Consider the following 19,450-nt stretch of genomic DNA (forward strand, 5'->3'; position numbering starts at 1 on the left):
TAATGAAACCTTTAAACGTCGCGGTTATCGGTGCGGGTTCTATTTCAGACCTACACCTCAAGTCTTATCAAAAAAACCAGCAAGCCGCTATCGTAGCCATTTGCGACATAAATGAGGGTCGAGCTCGCGCCAAGGCTGCAGAATACGGCATCGAACGTGTCTATACAGACTATCACAAGTTGTTGGAGGACAGAGAAGTAGAGTCTGTAAGCATTTGCACGTGGAATAACTTGCATGCTCAGATTGCGATGGATGCATTAAGGTCTGGGAAAAATGTCCTAGTTGAAAAGCCTTTGTCCCGGACGCTGGAAGAAGCTTTGCAGTTACAACAAATTGTAAAGGAAACCGGAGGACTGCTGCAGGTTGGCTTCGTTCGCAGGTATGCTTCGAACACAGAAATTCTAAATCGATTTATTCAGGCGGGTGAACTAGGAGAAATCTATTACTCCCGCGTCTCTTGTCTGAGACGGCTTGGCAACCCTGGCGGGTGGTTCGCAGATGTTGAACGTTCCGGCGGTGGTCCGCTGATTGACCTTGGCGTTCACATCATAGATATCGCTTGGTATTTAATGGGGAGACCCAAGGTTAAATCGATTAGCGGCAACACATATTTGAAACTAGGCAACCGAAGCAACATTCAGAACTTGTCTTTTTATCAAGCATCTGATTATGACACAAGTAGAAATACAGTCGAGGATTTTGCCAATGCCCTTATTCGTTTCGAAAATGGTGCGTCTATGACAGTGGACGTAAGCTACACTCTGCATGCGAAGGAAGACGAGCTGATTGTGAAGTTATATGGAGAAAAAGGCGGAGCTGAAATTGAGCCGGAGTTAGCTATTGTTTCAGAAAAATACGACACAATTTTGAACGTAACACCACAAGTAGATAACCGGGGACTTGATTTTGTCGAAGCATTTCAGAATGAAATTAATCACTTTGTTGGTTGCAGTCAGAATCATACAGAGTCCCGCAGTCCGGTGGATGACGGCGTTGAAATCATGAAAATGTTAGTGGGTATCTATGAATCAGCTCAAAAGGGGACAGAAATTTATTTTGATTAAACTGTTGAGGGTTGTGTCTTGATAAATTGGGAGTGTTTGTGTTGAGACGACTTGTCGCTGTGAATGGATTGGTAAAAATTGAAGTCTGCAGTGAACCGACTATGACTGAGCAAAGTGTTCTGATACAGACGCACTTTTCGGCCATTAGCCCTGGCACTGAGTATAAACTCATTGAGAGTTCACGGGAATCGCCTGTCCCTCTTGGTTACAGTGCAGCAGGTACTGTCCTGGCTGTCGGAAGCAAGGTCCTTGGCATCAAGGAGGGAGACAAGGTGGCTTGTTACGGAGGACCGTTTGTGACGCATTCGGAACGGCTGGTGGTTCCTCAAAACCTCTGTGTAAGGTTGCCAGACGATGTGTCGTTAAGTGATGCTGCCTTCGTCGGTTTGGGTGCCATTGCTGTCCACGGCGTACGAAGCCTGGGAATTCAATTTGGTGAAATTGTGGCAATTTTCGGCTTGGGTTTGCTTGGCCAACTCTCCACACAACTTTGTCATGAAGCGAATTACCTTTCCATTGTTACCGATTTATCAGAAGTCAGGCGCGGTCGGTTACTGAATCACTACAGTACTGCAAGCGGTGTACAAGTGCTTGACAGCTCACATTTCAGTGCAGCCATAAGTGAGGCTTCCGGTGGCGGCGGTGCAGATGCAGTCCTGATATGTGCTCACTCCCTTCAATCTGGACTCCTTGATGCTGCTTTAGAGGTTGTCCGATATCGCGGACGCGTGGTTATAGTAGGCAACATTCCTGTGGAGTGCTCACGAGAAAAAATGTTTCAGAAAGAAGTTGACGTCCAAGTTTCTCGAGCTGGTGGAATAGGAAGGTATGATGAGGGCTATGAAAACCGCGGAATAGACTTTCCAAGAAGTCTGGTTCGATGGACAGAAGGTAGAAATATGCAGGAAGTGATTCGCTTGCTGGCGTCTGGTCGACTCGACATCGATTCACTTGTAACACACCGCATTGCGTTCAATGATGCTCCCAGCGCATATACGGAGATGAAGCAAGAGTCGGATTTTATGGCAGCAGTCCTATCGTACTAGACTATTTTCAGGACAGACATCCATATTTGGAGGTGAAGCTGGTGGCCGAGTTGGTTGTGAATCCAGATTTCCGAGACCGGAAGGAAGGCGAGTCTACGGCAACCGGCTGGTTTGAAAAACCTGACCGGAATACGTTCGAATATGCGATTGAAGCAATTCAATTGGGCGGTGTAACCAGGAGCATCCAAAAGGTTATCGGATCTGGTCGCGGAGATGGATACATCTGGCAAAAAATTGACGTTACACCAGGGACCTATCGACTCAGCGGGACACTGAAAACACAGGGAGAAATTAGTTCCCAGTTAAGGCTCTTCTTTATGGATGAAAACGAGAAAATTATCCGTCGAGAAATATCACGAACGGTGCTCGGCAATAGTGACTGGGAGCGTATTTCAGTAGTGTGTGAATCCCCGCCTGAAGCCAAAAAAGCACTCCTGTTTGCCATCTCATACACAGTCTTTGAAGAAGCATCTTGCAGTTGGTCACACATTAGTCTTCAGCCAATCACTGATTCGACTGACGAAACAACAGGGACAACAGGAAGTGAAGCCGCAGAATTAGAAGACGTTGGCGTTTCGAGACCGGGCGTTGTCTCGTCTACAGATGAGGCCCCTGTTATTATCCCACGTCCACAAAGGATAAGCTGGGACACGTCGGTCGCATTTCGCCTCTCGCCGGCCGTTGTTATCGTACCAGAGGGAGACATGTTTCTTGAGGAGATACAGCGGGTCGCTGAGTACTTTAGCGTGTTTGTGAAGACCGAGCTTGGAATGGATATCAGGGTTGCGACATCGGACCAGGCAACGGTATTAATGGAAACTATTTTGTTACGCATAGGCAGTCCGAGGGAACATCAGGGTGCAGATAAAGACACCCAGGAAATTCTGCGGACACGCGCTGAGTCCTATTGTTTGGAGATTGAGCGGAACAGGGTCACAATCACGGGACACGATGCTCGAGGACTCTTCTTTGGAGTTCAGAGCTTCATTCAAATCATCAACGGATTGCAAAATTCATCGCAAAACGAATTGCAAACCACAGGCAAGACGGAGCAGTACTATCTTCCGGGATGTGTGATAGTTGACTACCCTGACCTTGAGTGGCGCGCTGTACATATCTTTATTGATTTTCTTTCACAAGACTTTACAAAAGCACTCATAGACAAAATTTTATGCCGCTATAAATTTAATGCACTTGTGATTGAGTGCTCGAGCGTTAAATGGGAATCCCATCCGGAAATCTGGCGGGAATCTGCTGTTGAAACCGATAAATTACGCGATCTCGTTGACTATGCAAAACGCCGTTTCATGGAAGTTATACCGCTGGTTCAGTCTTTAGGACACTGCCAGTGGCTGTTTGCCAATGGACAAAACGTCGATATTTGCGAGGACAGAGACAATCCATATGCCTACAATCCGCTCAATGACAGGTCGTACTCCGTAATGTTTGAAATCTACGATGAAGCCATTGAAGTATTTCGACCAAAGCTGTTTCATATTGGACACGATGAAGTTCGCATGGTTGGAAGCTTCCCTAAATCTGCGCAAGGAAAAGAAAAGGGATTCGAATCATTGTTTGTACAGGATACAAATCGAATTTCTCAGCATTTAGAGAGCCGTGGTGTAAGACCAATGATGTGGGCGGATATTATTCAGGAACCGACGTTTCAACCATATCTCTCAAAGATAGATTCCTCTCTGTTTATGGTGGATTGGCAATACACTCCTTTTCGAGCGTACCAAGGTATTGAATTCTTGCGAAATGAAGGATTTGATGTCATCGGGTCAGCCTGGCATAATCCGCAAAATATTTTTTACTTTACTAAACATGTAAAGGAAATCGATGGCTTAGGAATGCTTCAAACCACCTGGACGGGTCATTTTGGAAGTACGTGTGCGTTAGCGACAGACATGAAACAATACATTGCACATCTTTACGCTGCCGAGATGAATTGGAATGTAGACGGCTATGGGTCTGTAGCTGCACTACCCTATGATTCGCAAAAACTCGTCAAGACTGCACTGGAGGAAAACACTGTGACCGGGGAAATTCCAGACTGGGGAAGGAATTGGTGATGCGGTGATGAGCGATACTCCGAGCGTACAAGTAGGGTGGAAAGCTATTTTGAGAAGGTGTGTAGGGCCGGTACGGACTTATTTTGATTCGATGCTGCGCGGCATGGGAACAGACGACACCCACTTATTTGATGAGGAATTAGGACAGAGGGCGAGTTGTTGTACGACAGGGCAAGCGGCTTGTTTGTATACATTAGACGCTATCCTTACAGGTGGCGACGGCAAAGAGATTGCCGTTGACTTAATGAAGGATGTAGAACGTCGGCAACTTCCCTCCGGAGGCTTCAGTCAGCCCTATTACCGCAAAGCAGGAGAAAAGGAAGTTGTGGATATTGCTGAGATTGGGGCTGTTGCCAATAGTCTCTATCACGTGTGGAGGCATACAGGAAGTGATATTCCCGCTATCATTTTGAAGCGAAGTGCGGACTATTTGATAACTCAAAAGGTACCTCTGCACAGCGGTGCAGTCTACAAAAATCCAAATGCTGTCGATGATGTTCTGAACGGTGATATCTATGCAGCTCATACTTGGGCGCGTGCATTTCAGGTGACGAGGGACTCATCCTACGCTGAGGAAGCTAAGAAGACACTACACCATGTAGGAAATGCATTTAGTAGACACGAGAGCGGGTGGTGGCCTTACACTGAGACGTGGGCGGGCGAAATTGCCATGGGAAACAGTGTCAGTTATCAGGCCACAATTATAGCATTTGCGCACACATGCCTCGAAGTCATGCCGGCAGAAGTAACAACGCGGTGGATGCACATCATCAATGAAGCCACAGGTACCATTGCTCGGTGCCTGTCAGAACCACCGTCAGAGTTCGTAGAGGTTCCTTGGTGGTCCCGGGACTGGAAAAACACGTGGGAAATTTACCTCGCGTTGTGGCGTTCCAGAACGAGCAAAGGTCCATCGGACATTGTAAATCAGAGAATGAGAGAGGTAGTGCAGGATTTGGAACACGACGGAGTTCTGTGCTTTTCTCCGAAGATTCTGTCGGAAGATAGAACCCGGACACCGGTATCTACGACGTTTCGCAAGACAGCCACTTTTGCAGGAATTTTATCCTATATGGCGCTTGACGAAGGTGTCGTACAGGGGGCGGACGTCTTATGAAGAAGGGGGTGAACCAATTTTCAATGCCTGAGCATTGGAGCTTGACAACCATTTTTGAAATGGTTAAAAATGCCGGGTTTGACGGGATTGAACTGAACCTTGGTGATTCAGGTGAACTGTCCTTAACTTCCAGCGACAGTCACATCGAATCCGCAGCAAGGGAAGCCGAAGCAGTTGGGGTTGACCTGCCAAGCGTTGCAACAGCATTGTTCTGGAAGTATAGTCTCACACACAACGAAGCCGGGATTCGAGACAAGGCTTATGGTATTGCAAAACGGCTGATTGACGTCGCGGTAATGATGAAAGTTTCAACTGTTCTCATCGTTCCTGGTCTTGTCGATGCGGACACCCCTTACGATAAGGCATATGAAAGAGCAGTTGAACAATTGCAATCTATTGGAGAATACGCACGGCAACAAAACGTCCAGGTCGCGGTTGAAAACGTCTGGAACAGGTTCTTGCTTAGTCCATTGGAGATGCAACGGTTTCTTCGAGACATCGATAATCCATTTGTCGGCGTGTACTTCGATGTTGGAAATGTACTCGCGTATGGATTTCCTGAACACTGGATTGATATTTTAGGGAATAAAATATTTGCTGTTCATGTAAAAGATTTCAAAAACGACATCGGTAATATTCGAGGCTTTACCACTTTGCTGCACGGTGACGTAGATTGGCATGCTGTCATTACAAAGCTTAAAGCCAGTGCTTATGACCATTATCTGATGGCTGAGATCCCGCCGCACAAGTATCCTGAAAGATTTCTGCAGGAAATATCAACAGCACTGGATTTCATTATGGAGGTGGATAATTGATGGTAAATGTCGTGGTTGTTGGAGCAGGCACAATGGGAACTATGCATTCTACATCCTTCGCGAGGATGGAAGGTGTGCAAGTGGTCGGCATTGTCGATATTCGGGCAGAATACGGTAACAAATTAGCGAGCAAAATCGGCACCCAGGCATTCCTGTCACTGAATGATGCATTGACGAGTCAGGAGGTTCATCTCGTTGATATCTGCGTCCCTACGTACCTGCATCGGCAATACGTAGAACAAGCAGCAGATGCAAACTGCCATGTCATTTGCGAAAAGCCGATTGCCCTGACACTATCTGACGCCAACGCCATGATGGACGTCTGTGAACGGGCGGGCGTCAAATTTTTTGTCGGGCACGTTCTGCGGTTTTTCCCAGAATACCAAAAGTCACACCAACTTGTTCAACAAGGAAGGGTGGGAGATGTCGGAATCGTGCAGGCCGGGCGCGGAGGTGCATTTCCAAATGGATGGCAAGATTGGTATGCCAGCATCGAAAAGAGTGGAACCCTAATTACTGATATGATGATTCATGACTTCGATTTTCTGCGCTGGTGCTTTGGAGAGGTGAAACGTGTTTACGCAAAGAGTAACTGGGGGCGTGACTTGAATAAAATCGACCATGCCTTTGTTACGCTGCGCTTCAAGAGTGGTGTCATTGCCAGCGTAGAGGGAACTTGGGCGTATCCTGACGGGTTTACCACCTCTCTGGAGATTGCAGGAAAGGGAGGTATCATCGCACGGCACAGTGACGAGGAAGCCCCGATTCATACATTCTTACGAGAGGACGGCACGAATACTGGAGGCGTCGCTGTTCCGGAGAGTCCACTGCTGAAGGGACCCTATTACTTAGAACTTGAGCATTTTATCGACTGTATTATTCATGACACAACACCTCTGGTTTCTCCCCATGATGCGTATAAAGCCCTGCAAATCAGTCTAAGTGCTCTTCAATCCATCCGTACAGGAATTCCAGTTTATATAGAGGAGGAGACTTTATGAAAGTAGGGATCGTAAGTTTCGCACATCTTCATGCGTATACGTATGCCGATGCCTTGTTAAATATGGAAGATGTAGAACTATGTGCAATTTCTGATGGTAATGCCGCTCGCGGACGAGAGGCGGCCAAACGGTTTCGCACACGGTACTATGGGGATTATCACGAAATGCTGCAAGAGGACCTAGATGCGGTTGTCGTTTGTACAGAAAACTCAAGGCACGCTGAGGTGGTCATTGCAGCAGCAGAGGCAGGTAAACATGTGCTTTGTGAAAAGCCAATTGCCACCACGGTAGAAGATGCCAAGCAAATGATTGAGGTTTGCGAACGAAACAACGTCATTTTGCAAATTGCCTTTCCAGTGCGTTTTTGCGCCCCAATTCAGAGACTGAAACAAATGATTTTGGATGAGGACCTAGGTCGTATCATTGCAATTAAAGGTACAAATCGAGGTCAAAATCCAGGCGGCTGGTTCGTCGACAAGAATCTCTCTGGAGGCGGAGCTGTCATGGATCATACGGTTCACGTGATTGATTTGATGAGATGGTTTATGGGAAGTGAAGTCAGAGAAGTGTATGCCGAAGTCGACACAGTGTTTAACGATATTCCCGTGGACGATTGCGGCATTCTGACGTTGGAGTTTGAGAATGGAGTATTTGCCTCTCACGACCCCAGTTGGTCCAGGGTGAAGTCGTATCCGACGTGGGGAGATGTAACCCTCGAAGTCATTGGAACAAAAGGTGTAACCAAAGTAGATGCCTTTTCGCAACATGTTACTTTGTACAGTGACCTGGACAACCGAGTCTCTGAAGAATTTTGGGGGGATTCAATGGACATTGAACTGATAAGAGACTTTCTTTCCTGTATCAAGGAGCATCGCTCGCCAAGCATTACTGGTACAGATGGACTTAAGGCTTTAGAAGTAGCATTGGCTGCGTATCAGTCTGCAGAAACAAATCAACCTGTGAAACTAACTCACAGATAGGAGAATTGAGGTTTTAAGGCTGCGAATTTTCACATTGTACGCCCCAGGTTCAAGCAATAGGGATAGGGGTCTTGACAAGGTGTATATCTAGGTATACGTTTAACAAGAAATATGAAATCGATTACTTAGTGGTGAGAGAATGGCGACACTAAAGGATGTAGCGCGTGCCGCAGGCGTGTCAACGGCAACCGTGTCGCGGGCACTTGGCGGTACTGGTTATGTCTCCGATGAAGTGAAACATCGCGTTATGGCAGCGGTAAAAGATTTAAATTATCAAATGAACGGTATTGCGCGGAGTCTTCGAAACGCAAAGACGAATACTATCGGCGTTTTAGTTCCTGATATTTCCAATCCGTACTTCATGGAGATCATCCGTTCTTTTGAAGAAGATGTCAGTTCCAGCAACTATAATATCTTGGTGGCGAGTTCAGCAGAGACCCCCGAAAAAGAGCAGAAACTAGTCGAAGTTTTCGTTGAAAAGCGTGTAGACGCCATTGTTTTGGCAACCTGCCAGGAAGATGTCAGTCGTTCCGTCGCGGCCTGTCAACAAGGCGGTGTTCCTGTACTGCTCATTGATAGGTCTGCTGCCAACATTGACGTGGATACAGTTGTTGAAGAAAGTGTGTCTAGTACGTATGAAATTGTGAAATACCTGATTTCTTTAGGACATCGTAAGATTTCTATGATTAATGGAAGTGCGCCAATTAGTACGATTTCGGAACGGGAAAGAGGATTTCGCCAAGCGCTTGAGGATTTTAAGGTGCCACTGGTTCCAGAATACATACAGCATGGTGAATTTACACAGGAAAGTGGCTACTATTTAGGTAATCGATTACTTACCTTGTCAGACCCGCCAACGGCGATATTTTGTTCCAACAACTTTATTACCGTCGGGCTTATGGTTGCTGCGAACAACTTGAAGGTACGCATACCGGAAGATGTTTCTGTGGTGAGTTTCGGAGAGCTGTTATTACCAGAGTTGATTCAACCCCGGGTGACGGCGGTCATTCAAGACCCAGAGAAGGTAGGGAAAATAGCCAGCCGTATTTTGCTTCACAGGATTGAGGATAAGAGTTTAACCGCGACAGAGCGCACCGTTTTATCAACGTATATCCGCTTAGGTGATTCAGTTTTGCCGAGGAGTTAGTCGAATTGTCAAAAGGTATTGCTGGTGGAGAAGCAGGGTTGTGCAATCTCGTAAACATATCATTTGAATATTGGAAATAGGCGGAATTTTATGTCTTTTGGAAGGGGTGAGGATACGTGCAAAGCGGTGAAACGCAAGATTTCAAGACTGACTTTCCGAAAGTACGATGGAGAGGTAAGTGGATTTCTGCGCCGTCCGTGGTTGGAGGTCGAAGAACCGTATCTTCTGCTGCCCTCGGTCACACTATTTTGTTCCGGAAGAGCTTTGATGTGGCTGACAGCGGTTGCGAAAAGTTCCCCGCGAGAGTGACAGCGGATTCCCGCTACATTTTGTGGTTGAATGGTGTGGAAGTATCCCGAGGGCCGATTCGAAGTCAGCCGCGAAGGCTCACCTATGACGTTGTCGACTTGGCACCGTATCTACGTTCTGGCAGGAACGTACTTTGTGCTCGCGTTCAGTACTACGGCGAAAACACTGCGTGGTGGATGAAGGCGGATGCAAACCTAGCGTTGGGTAACTTTGGGGTATTTGCTTTCGAAGCGTATTGTGACAAGGACAAATCCCTTATCAGTGACGATAGTTGGAAAGCAACTGTCTCTGATGCATGGAGTTCCGTTCCCATGCAAGATAGAACACTGTCAACCGCACCGCTTGAAGTATTTGACGCTCGCAGACTGTCTATGCACTGGATTGATCTCAACTTTGATGATACGGGCTGGTCGTCTGCGAAGATTGTAGCGGCGGAGCATATGGGCTCGCTGAAATATGACAGTCCTCCAACCGATCCCTATGGACCCATGCGTGTGAGACCGATTTCCAAACTCACAACCTTTGAAAAAACCAGTTCTGTTCATTCAGTACATGTGGTCCACGATGAGCTTAGTTTGCACTCGGATCCAGTCAAGCACGTGCTGGCCAATCTAGCTGCAGATAACATTCAGTCCGTTGCGGCAAAGCCCGATTTCCCGGTTGCAATGCAAGTTGCGGGCGGTTGCGCCACCGTAATTATTGTTGACTTCGGTCGGGAGGTTGCGGGAACACTGCGAATCGCTCTGGATGCACCCGAAGGGACGGTTGTGGACGTTGCTGCCTCCGAAGCGCTGAGTGCGTTCGCAAGTGCGAATCAACACACAGGTTTTCGCTACATTGCGCGGGGACAGGAGGATTCCTTTGAGTCTTTTGATCCGATGGGGATGCGCTATGCAAAAGTCTGTATCACAGGTACTCACGAATGTCGTGTAGAGTCCGTAACCATTCACGAGCGTCTGTATCCGTTTACAGACCGTGGGTCTTTCATCTCGAACGACAGTCGCTTGAACTCCATCTTCGAAGCCGGCGTTCGCACAGTCTCACTCACTTCCCACGATGCCTTCATAGACTGTCCGTCTCGGGAACAACGCGCATGGATAGGTGACAGTGTTGTTCATCAATTAGTGCATCTTACCGTGAACGCGGATTGGAAATTGGCGATATGGAATCCACAGTTGGCCAATTCTCCGAGATACGATGGTATTCTTCCGATGTCTGTTGCAGGGGATTCAGAGGCTGCAGGCGGCGTCAACATTCCGGAGTGGTCCCTGCACTGGATTAGCAGTGTCTACAACCTGTACCGGTATGTAGGAGATAAGGTTTTGGTTGCCAGCCTACTACCATCCGTAGAACGCGTTCTCAGATGGTTTCTTCCATACCAAAACGAGCAGGGGCTATTGGAGCATCTTCCTGAATGGGTCCTTGTTGACTGGTCTACGGTGATGCGTGAAGGAGCTTCATCCATTCTAAACGCACACTTTGCCTTGGGCCTGTGGCAGTTTTCAGAGATGGCTGCCTGGCTTGAGGACGCTGGCCGTGCGAAATGGGCAACAACGATTTGGTCAGAAATAAGGAATTCATTCGATGTTTTTTGGGACCCAAAGCGGGAGGCTTATGTTGACAACATCGTCAACGGCATCCCAGGACGGGCCATAAGCCAGTTGGCACAGGCACTGCCTGTTTGTGGTCGTTTGGTGCCGCCAGAGCGTTTTGATGCACTGTTGCGAAATATGGTGGACAAGCGGCATCTCACGTGCAAATCGTGGTTGGCTGATGTGTTTGAACGATTCATTTCAGAAGCGCCAAATCTGACGAGTGAGCAGGATGGAAACGAATTGCTGCTGGAGTCTATTGTTAATGGTTCTATGGACATCAACGTGGACTGGGATATGGAACAGGAAAGCGTTGAAGCCCAGCCCTTTATGAGATACATGGTACACGACGCCGTTGTATTAGCAGGCGGGCCTGACAAAATTGCGGATTTGTGCCTTGACTGGGGAAGTTTTCTTGACGCAGAAGGGGACACATTCTGGGAGTTGTGGACAGGAGGCAGTCTATGCCATGGATGGAGTAGTACTCCGACGCGAGACTTAATTCAGTACACCCTGGGAGTGACGCCGGCAACCCCAGGATTTGAGTCTGCGCGCATTGCTCCGCGACTAGGTCATCTGGAATGGGCCAAAGGACAAGTGCCAACTCCCTACGGCTTCATTACAGTTCATATAGATAAGCATTCTATTTTGGTGGAATCACCCGTCCCGTTTCATTTGGATTTGTCTGGCGACGAGGAGTTGTGTTTTCCTGCGGGAAGGCATTCTTTAGATAGAGTTTCTGACTCCTAATCGCGTTACAAGGGGGTGGACGTCAACTGAGCAATGGGTCGCATTTCGTACTAAATCTAAGGGGGATATTCTAATGAGAACAAGGTTCAATAGGTACTACCTAACGCTTACGGCCGCAACTGTAGCAACAATGGCTTTGGTCGCTGGATGCGGGACCACGAATACTGCAAGTAATACGTCGAAGTCAAATTCTTCGAAGAGTTCCGCTGCCAATGGGAAAACAATCACATTGACGTATAGTACGGTAGCAACGCCCGACCAATTAGAGGTGAAGGCTGCAAAGAAATTTATTAGCGAGGTAGAAAGTCTGACCAATAACAAGGTCAAGATTAAGCTTTATACTTCCGGCAGCCTCTATGGTCAGGATGCCGCTTTGCCCGCAGTTGAGCAGGGAAATTTAGATATGACCACAGTTTCTGCAGCTACATTGGCCCCCCAAGTCCCGGAACTCGGAATGTTCACAGCGGCTTACACGTTTAAGAACTATACGGCAATGGATAAAGTTTTGAATGGCAGTATTGGGAAGAAACTGTTTAAGCAGGTTGCGCAAAAGACCCATGTACTCCCTCTTGACGCTTGGTATCTAGGAAATCGGGAACTGAATTATCGCAATGTTGGGCACGCCATAAAAACCCCGCAGGATATGAAGGGTGTAAAGCTGAGAATGCCAGATGCAAAAGCATGGCTGAATCTTGGTAAGGCGTTGGGAGCCAACCCTGTTCCGCTGTCCTTCAGCAATGTCTACACTTCTCTACAAACGGGCACCATTGACGCACAGGATAATCCGTTGCCGACAGATAAGGCCGACAAATTCTATGAAGTTGCAAAGAACATAAGTCTTACTAATCATGTAATCGATTCCATCTGGCCCGCTATCAGCGATAAGGCATGGAATAAACTGACTCCCAGTGAGCAATCGGATATGCAAAAGGCAGTGTCTGATGCAGGAAAATGGATGGCGCAACAAACCATTCAGCAACAGAAGACGCTCGTTAAATGGTTTCAACAGCATGGCGTCACAATTGTTCATCCTGATGTAAACGCATTCTATAAATATGCTCAAAATTGGTATAAAACCCACCCATCTGCTACGAAGGGATGGAACAAAACCCTGCTAAAGCAGGTACAGCAAGTGAATGCGTCCGTCAAGTAAGTCAATTTAGCGGAGGACTGCCAGGGGTCCTCCGCCCTGCGTGGGGGTGTAAGTGTGCTTCAGACTCTGAAAGTCTTAAGAAACATTGTGGAAATTTATATTCCCGTTATTTCATTTTCCGTGATGTTCTGTGCGTTTATTGTCGGGATTTTTTATCGGTATGTTCTGGACAATCCACTGACTTGGCCCTTCGAGGTCTCGTCGATAGGATTTCTTTGGGCAGCCCTCTTTGGCGCAGTCTACGCGATGCGTACTCGCAGTCACATTGCCTTTGACGTGGTGTATGATTTGATGTCTCCGAGAGTTCAGCGAATTGCACGCCTTGTCTCAAACGGTTTGATGTTCGTTGGATTTAGCATCGCGCTGTATCCGACATATCACTATATCCAATTCATGCACACCCAACAGACACCGGATTTTCAGATTCCCTTTAATGTGGTGTACGCTCCCTTTGCCTTGTTCTGCCTCACCGTATCTATTTACTCTCTGATTGACCTTTGGCAGGACATTCGCTCTATGTTTCATCACCGTGAAACACTTCTGAGGGAGGGACAGCAGACATGACCTGGTACTTTGCCATTCCCCTGGTTCTTTTTGTATTAATGTTCATCGTTCGTATGCCTTTAGGTTTAGGGCTGATGTTGACGGGTGTGTTTTATTTGTTGGCAACAGGCCAAGATGTGGGTCTGATGGCGGAGAATATTGTCAGTAAATTATACACACAGAGGGTCATTATTGCAGTGCCGCTATTTGTCTTCACAGCTAACGTCTTTAATCGAGGAGAAATCACCGATCGCATTTTTACATGGGTCAATTCGTTCATTGCCAAGTACCGCGGCGGCTTAGGACATGTAACTGTGATTGACTCGATGATTTACTCCGGCATGACGGGCTCATCGACAGCTGAGGCGGCTGGTCTTGGAAAGATGGAAATTTCGACGATGAAAAAGATGGGTTATGACGGCGGATTCAGCTGTGCAATCGCAGCATCTGCTTCTACGTTAGGAACCATTATTCCGCCGAGTATTCCAATGATATGGTTTGCGTTACTCTCCGGCGCGTCTATCGGACAACTGTTTCTTGGCGGCGTTGTCCCTGGGGTTCTCTTTGGCATCGCTTTAATGGTCTATGTGGTTTTTATATCTTATCGCAGAGGATATCCAAAGGGTGAGTCCTTTACTTTGCGAGAGTTTTTTGTCAGTACATTCAAGGCATTTCCAGCGCTCTTGACTCCAGTCATTCTTCTTGGCGGTATCTATTCAGGGGCCATGACAGCGACGGGTTCTGGGGCTGTCGCCGGTCTGTACGCCTTGATTCTCGGAGTTCTTGTCTATCGTGTCATAGGTTGGAAAGAGACCTACGAACTGTTGGTTGATACAGTCCGAATGACTGGCATGTTGACCATGCTCGTGGCTGGCGCATACATGTTTTCGTTCATCGTCGCTCAGCAGCAATTGCCAAATGTGGTAGCCCATCTGATGTTGGGTGTTTCAGATAACAAGTATTTGTTTCTCTTGGTCATCAACATTGTGTTTCTTTTGCTGGGAATGGTCTTGGACACCTCGGTTATCACACTGGTTTTTGTGCCCATCGTTCTTCCGCTCGTAGAACAATTTCATATCTCGCTGATTCACTTTGGTGTGATGATTGTCCTGAATATGATGATAGGTCTTTCCACACCCCCTTACGGACCTCTGCTCTATATCACGTCGGCTGTTTCGGAAACACCGTTGCGGGATGTAATCAGGGAGATATGGCCGCAATTAATCGCCATGATTATCGTTTTGATTGTGGTTACCTATATACCAGCTACCGTGACTTGGCTGCCAAATCACGCGATAGCAAAATAAGTGAGGAGGAGTGTCATGAACACTTCAGGGACTTTCAATGGAGTCTATTCTCTGCTGCTAACGCCTTTTCAGTCTGACAAGAAGATTGACTGGGATACCTATGAGAAGTACGTCGAGTGGCAGCTGGCATTTCAACCAAACGGCCTGTTTGCTGTTTGTGGAACAAGTGAAATGAAGTGGCTGCTTCGTTCAGAACGCATGGAGTTGGCAAAAAGAGCCGTTAAGCGAGCTGGGAATCTCCCGGTTATCGCCACGGCAAATTTGGATGACGACAGACAGATGCATAAGGAAGAAATTCAAGAGATGATTGAAACCGGTGTGTCAGGAATTGTTCTTGTTCCGCCCCTTGGGCTGGGCATAGATGCGTCGCAGTTAGAGGAGTATTTTTCGGAACTCATTGAGCTGTCATCGGTTCCCGTGTTGATTTATGAGTGGCCGCAAACCGCACCCCATATAGTGTCAGCGGAAACCTTCTCCTCTTTGGTGAAGCGTACAGGCCTGCGGGGAATCAAAGATACGACCTGTACGCTAGAGGGGATTTCAGAGAAAATCAAAAGCATTTCAGGCTACGATGCAACTGTTTTTCAAGCAAACATTCCTTTTTTGTTGGACTCACTCGACGTTGGTGTAGAAGGAATCATGGCCGTGGTGAGCAGTTGCTGTGCAGACTGGGTGGTGGAATTATGGCAACGGCGCCATGACCTCTCAGCAAGAGGCGACCTTTATTCAAAACTCTTACAGCTGGATATGTTGTTGCGCTTGGGCTACCCGGCCACGGGCAAGTTTCTTGCCCGCGCTCGCGGCATCGATATAAGTCCCGCCACTCGTTGGCCCATTGAGCTGACGAAGGAAGCAGAACGGGCATTAGCTGCATTCGTTGATGAGTTCGCTTTACAGAGTTAGTTACAGAGCTAGAGATTTAATAGTCCATAAACAGCTACAAATGACGTCAGCATGATTGGGAGGCACAAGACATGGGGAACACAAACGCAATGATGGATGAAACGTATCCAAAGATAGGTATCAGACCCGTAGTGGATGGCCGACGCGGAGGAATTCGAGAGTCACTGGAAGAGGTCACCATGAATTTAGCGAGATCGGCTGCAGAACTTTTTAGAAATCACCTACGCTATCCAAACGGTCAGCCGGTTCAGGTGGTGATAGCCGATACCTGCATTGGGGGCATTACGGAAGCGGTTGCCGCGAACCGACAATTTGCGGCTCTAAATGTCGGTGCGACGTTAACTGTTACACCTTCTTGGTGTTATCCGACGGAGACGATGGATCAAGACCCGATTCTGCCGAAAGCCGTGTGGGGGTTCAACGGCACAGAACGACCAGGAGCAGTCTATCTTGCTGCGGTTCAGGCTGCCCATAACCAAAAGGGGTTACCGGTCTTCTCAATATATGGGCACAATGTACAGGACATGGGTGACACATCAATTGAGTCAGATGTAGAAGACAAATTACTTCGCTTTGGGCGGTCTGCTTTGGCGGTTGCTTTGATGCGCAACAAATCTTATCTTTCCATCGGAACGGTTGCCATGGGCATCGCCGGCTGCATTCCTCAAGAGGACTTCTTTCAGTCTTACTTAGGTATGCGTAACGAATATGTAGACATGACAGAACTCCTTCGCCGGATAGATGGAGAAATATATGACAAGGCGGAGTTTCAAACTGCCCTGGAGTGGGTGCATGAATACTGCAAAGAAGGAGTCGATGTCAATCCCCCCGAAGTGCAGCGTTCAAGACTACAAAAGGACGAGGACTGGGAAACCGTTGTCAAGATGACACTTATTATCCGTGATCTCATGATTGGCAACCCCGTGCTTGACGACATGGGTTACGGAGAAGAAGCTCTTGGACACAGTGCGATTGCCGCTGGGTTTCAAGGACAGCGGGCTTGGACGGACCAGTATCCAAACGGAGATTTTGCAGAAGCCATTCTGACAAGTTCATTTGATTGGAATGGAACGCGATTGCCTTATATGCTGGCGACAGAGAACGACTCGCTGAATGCTGCAACGATGCTGTTTGGATCTTTATTAACAAATCGTGCCCAAATTTTTGCGGATGTACGTACCTATTGGAGCCCGGAGGCAATCGAAAGAGTAGTTGGCAAGAAACCCACTGGGATGGCAGAAGGAGGCGTAATCCACTTAACCAATTCCGGTTCAGCTGCGCTTGATGGAAGTGGGCAACAGACAGTAGACGGTACTCCTGTCATGAAACCTTGGTGGGAGGTCTCCGAGACCGATGTGAAAGCGTGTTTGGAAGCTACTTCGTGGTGTCCAGCGGTTGATTTCTTTCGAGGAGGAGGCTTCTCTTCTCGATATGTGAGCCGAGGCGGAATGCCCGTTACGATGGCTCGAATTAACGTGGTTAAAGATTTAGGGCCAGTCTTACAACTGGTTGAAGGTTACACCGTTGAGTTGCCAGAGGATATGCACAGAGTGTTGGATGAAAGAACAAACCCGACTTGGCCCGCAACGTGGTTTGTTCCCAGACTGACGGGAGAAGGAGCCTTTCGTGATGTCTACTCTGTGATGAACAATTGGGGCTCCAATCATTGCGCCGTCAGTTATGGACACGTTGGTGCAGACTTACTGACACTGGCTTCGATGCTGAGAATACCCGTGAACATGCACAACATACCCGATGCAGACGTATTTCGCCCTTCAGTCTGGAGTCAATTTGGTACAAATGACCCAGAATCAGCCGACTACCGGGCATGTAGGACATATGGCCCAATTTATGTCTGAGCTTGATGGAGGGGGATTCTCAGTGCAAAAGACTGTAATTGGGGTGGACTTTGGAACGGAGTCGGGACGGGCGGTGGTGGTAGATGTTAGAAGCGGTGCGATACTGGCGGCACATGTGACGCCCTATCCACACGGCGTATTGGATGAAGTGTTGCCAACTGGCGAGCAACTGGGAGACAATTGGGCGCTGCAACACCCTGAGGACTATTTGACGGTCTTGAAAACGTCGATTCCTAAAGTACTGCAAATAAGTAAGGTGTCGCCCGAGACAGTAATCGGGATTGGGATTGATTTCACGTCGTGCACGATGTTACCCGTTAACGCTGAGGGTGCCCCTTTGTGTTTACTGCCGATGTTCGAACACCGTCCCCATAGTTGGCCCAAACTGTGGAAGCATCATTCAGCTGCAGAGGAAGCACAGGATGTGACGCAACTAGCTGCAGCCCGTCAGGAGTCATTTCTCCCGTTATACGGCGGCGCGATATCAACAGAGTGGATGATCCCGAAGATTTTGCAAGTGCTGCGTTCAGACCCCAAAGTCTATGAGGCATCCAACCGATTTGTGGAGGCCGGGGACTGGGTGACAGCTCAACTGACCGGAAATTTTGTCCGTAACAGGAGTGCAGCCGGATTTAAAGCCATGTGGACTGAAACCGGCCCACCCGATTCGGAGTTTTTTGCAGAGTTGGACCCGAGGTTGCAACATATTATGTGCACAAAACTGCGTGGAAAAGTCGTTCCTGTGGGAAGTGTAGCGGGCCATCTGGTTGAATCCTTGGCACAAGCGACGGGACTCTGTCCTGGCATACCGGTTGCTGCAGCGGCAGTTGATGCTTTTGCAGCGGTGCCGGGTGCAGGAGTCGCGCAGCCTGGGACCATGGTACTAGCTATGGGGACTTCAACTTGTCATATGGTGTTGTCTGAAGAACTGCATATGGTGGAAGGCATAACTGGGGTCGTCAAAGACGGTATTTTGCCCTCCTTCTATGGCTATGAGGCTGGGCAGGCAGCGGTTGGGGATATCTTTAATTGGTTCCTTGAAAATATGGTGCCGGACTCCTACATTGAACACGCACGGGCAAATAAAATGAGTGTCTTTGACTTGCTGGAAACGAAGGCCAGTGATTTGACCCCTGGTGAGTCAGGTCTTGTTGCATTGGACTGGTGGAATGGGAATCGATCGATCTTGGGTGATGCTCATCTAAGCGGCATGATGGTTGGGCTCACTCTTAGTACAAAAACTGAGGAGATGTATCGAGCTTTAATTGAAGCAACCGCTTTTGGAACTCGAAAAATCGTAGAACGTTTTGTTGAATCTGGTGTTGAGATTAACAAACTTGTTGCATGTGGAGGACTTCCCGGAAAGAACAAAATGCTGATGCAAATATACGCAGACGTGACAGGTCGAAAGATTTCAACACCAGCGGTGGATGAATCTACCGCACTTGGTGCCGCCATTTTGGCGGCAGCCAGTGCTGGGTTGAAACTTGGCGGATACGACTCTGTCACAGAGGCTATTCATCAGATGAGTCCGCACAGGGTTGTGGAATTTCATCCGATTCAGAAGAATGTCGAGAGATACAATGAACTATACGAGGTGTATTGTGTTCTGCACGACACCTTTGGACAGGGTTCACCAGAACTCATGCATCGGCTGCGCAAACTCAGAGAATTGACACGCAAGTCCTAAGTCTAGCATCACAAGCCTATTAAAAACAGGGGTTTTCACACCCCTGTTTTCTTCACTCTGCGGTGACCTTCAAATTGGGGTGACGATTAAATTGCAGTG

Annotated in this window: 15 protein-coding genes; all 15 read left to right on the top strand. The window is 47.9% G+C overall.

The genetic code is table 11. The features are described 5' to 3' along the window. The first annotated feature begins 2 nt into the window (after positions 1–2). Positions 3–1,064 carry a Gfo/Idh/MocA family protein gene (locus tag GI364_RS09070; RefSeq protein WP_198853289.1) on the top strand — a complete coding sequence of 354 codons (1,062 nt, stop codon included), beginning with the start codon at positions 3–5 and terminating at the stop codon, positions 1,062–1,064. A gap of 41 nt (positions 1,065–1,105) precedes the next feature. Continuing rightward, positions 1,106–2,110, top strand: a complete 1,005-nt coding sequence (locus GI364_RS09075; RefSeq protein ID WP_233096078.1) for a zinc-dependent alcohol dehydrogenase — start codon at positions 1,106–1,108, stop codon at positions 2,108–2,110. Positions 2,111–2,151: 41 nt separating this feature from the next. Further along, the gene (locus GI364_RS09080) at positions 2,152–4,185 is read left to right on the top strand and encodes a family 20 glycosylhydrolase (protein WP_198853290.1); all 2,034 of its coding nucleotides are present in this window, start codon (positions 2,152–2,154) and stop codon (positions 4,183–4,185) included. A gap of 7 nt (positions 4,186–4,192) precedes the next feature. Continuing rightward, on the top strand, positions 4,193–5,302 hold the full coding sequence (locus GI364_RS09085; RefSeq protein ID WP_198853291.1) for a hypothetical protein: 1,110 nt from the start codon (positions 4,193–4,195) through the stop codon (positions 5,300–5,302). Next, the gene (locus tag GI364_RS09090; protein ID WP_198853292.1) at positions 5,299–6,117 is read left to right on the top strand and encodes a sugar phosphate isomerase/epimerase family protein; all 819 of its coding nucleotides are present in this window, start codon (positions 5,299–5,301) and stop codon (positions 6,115–6,117) included. Before GI364_RS09085 ends, GI364_RS09090 begins: the two co-directional genes overlap by 4 nt. Then, positions 6,117–7,118 (top strand): Gfo/Idh/MocA family protein, encoded by a 1,002-nt coding sequence (locus tag GI364_RS09095; RefSeq protein WP_198853923.1) that lies wholly within the window; start codon positions 6,117–6,119, stop codon positions 7,116–7,118. Before GI364_RS09090 ends, GI364_RS09095 begins: the two co-directional genes overlap by 1 nt. Next, a complete protein-coding gene (locus GI364_RS09100; protein ID WP_198853293.1) occupies positions 7,115–8,098 on the top strand; it encodes a Gfo/Idh/MocA family protein in 984 nt (327 codons plus the stop codon). Before GI364_RS09095 ends, GI364_RS09100 begins: the two co-directional genes overlap by 4 nt. Before the next feature lie 139 nt (positions 8,099–8,237). Beyond that, positions 8,238–9,245 (top strand): LacI family DNA-binding transcriptional regulator, encoded by a 1,008-nt coding sequence (locus tag GI364_RS09105; RefSeq protein WP_198853294.1) that lies wholly within the window; start codon positions 8,238–8,240, stop codon positions 9,243–9,245. Between the two features lie 116 nt (positions 9,246–9,361). After that, complete coding sequence (locus GI364_RS09110) at positions 9,362–11,896, top strand: family 78 glycoside hydrolase catalytic domain (RefSeq protein ID WP_198853295.1); 2,535 nt, start codon at positions 9,362–9,364, stop codon at positions 11,894–11,896. Between the two features lie 73 nt (positions 11,897–11,969). Continuing rightward, positions 11,970–13,049 (top strand): DctP family TRAP transporter solute-binding subunit, encoded by a 1,080-nt coding sequence (locus tag GI364_RS09115; RefSeq protein WP_198853296.1) that lies wholly within the window; start codon positions 11,970–11,972, stop codon positions 13,047–13,049. Positions 13,050–13,103: 54 nt separating this feature from the next. Next, positions 13,104–13,613: a TRAP transporter small permease gene (locus GI364_RS09120; protein ID WP_198853297.1), complete on the top strand. Its 510-nt coding sequence runs from the start codon at positions 13,104–13,106 to the stop codon at positions 13,611–13,613. Continuing rightward, positions 13,610–14,899 (top strand): TRAP transporter large permease, encoded by a 1,290-nt coding sequence (locus tag GI364_RS09125; RefSeq protein WP_198853298.1) that lies wholly within the window; start codon positions 13,610–13,612, stop codon positions 14,897–14,899. Before GI364_RS09120 ends, GI364_RS09125 begins: the two co-directional genes overlap by 4 nt. 15 nt (positions 14,900–14,914) lie before the next feature. Next, positions 14,915–15,802: a dihydrodipicolinate synthase family protein gene (locus GI364_RS09130; protein ID WP_198853299.1), complete on the top strand. Its 888-nt coding sequence runs from the start codon at positions 14,915–14,917 to the stop codon at positions 15,800–15,802. Positions 15,803–15,873: 71 nt separating this feature from the next. Further along, positions 15,874–17,661: an L-fucose isomerase gene (locus GI364_RS09135; protein WP_233096079.1), complete on the top strand. Its 1,788-nt coding sequence runs from the start codon at positions 15,874–15,876 to the stop codon at positions 17,659–17,661. A gap of 22 nt (positions 17,662–17,683) precedes the next feature. Next, positions 17,684–19,351: a ribulokinase gene (locus tag GI364_RS09140; RefSeq protein ID WP_370541840.1), complete on the top strand. Its 1,668-nt coding sequence runs from the start codon at positions 17,684–17,686 to the stop codon at positions 19,349–19,351. The last annotated feature ends 99 nt before the right edge of the window (positions 19,352–19,450 follow it).

This window comes from Alicyclobacillus sp. SO9 (assembly GCF_016406125.1).
Classification (GTDB): Bacteria; Bacillota; Bacilli; order Alicyclobacillales; family Alicyclobacillaceae; genus SO9.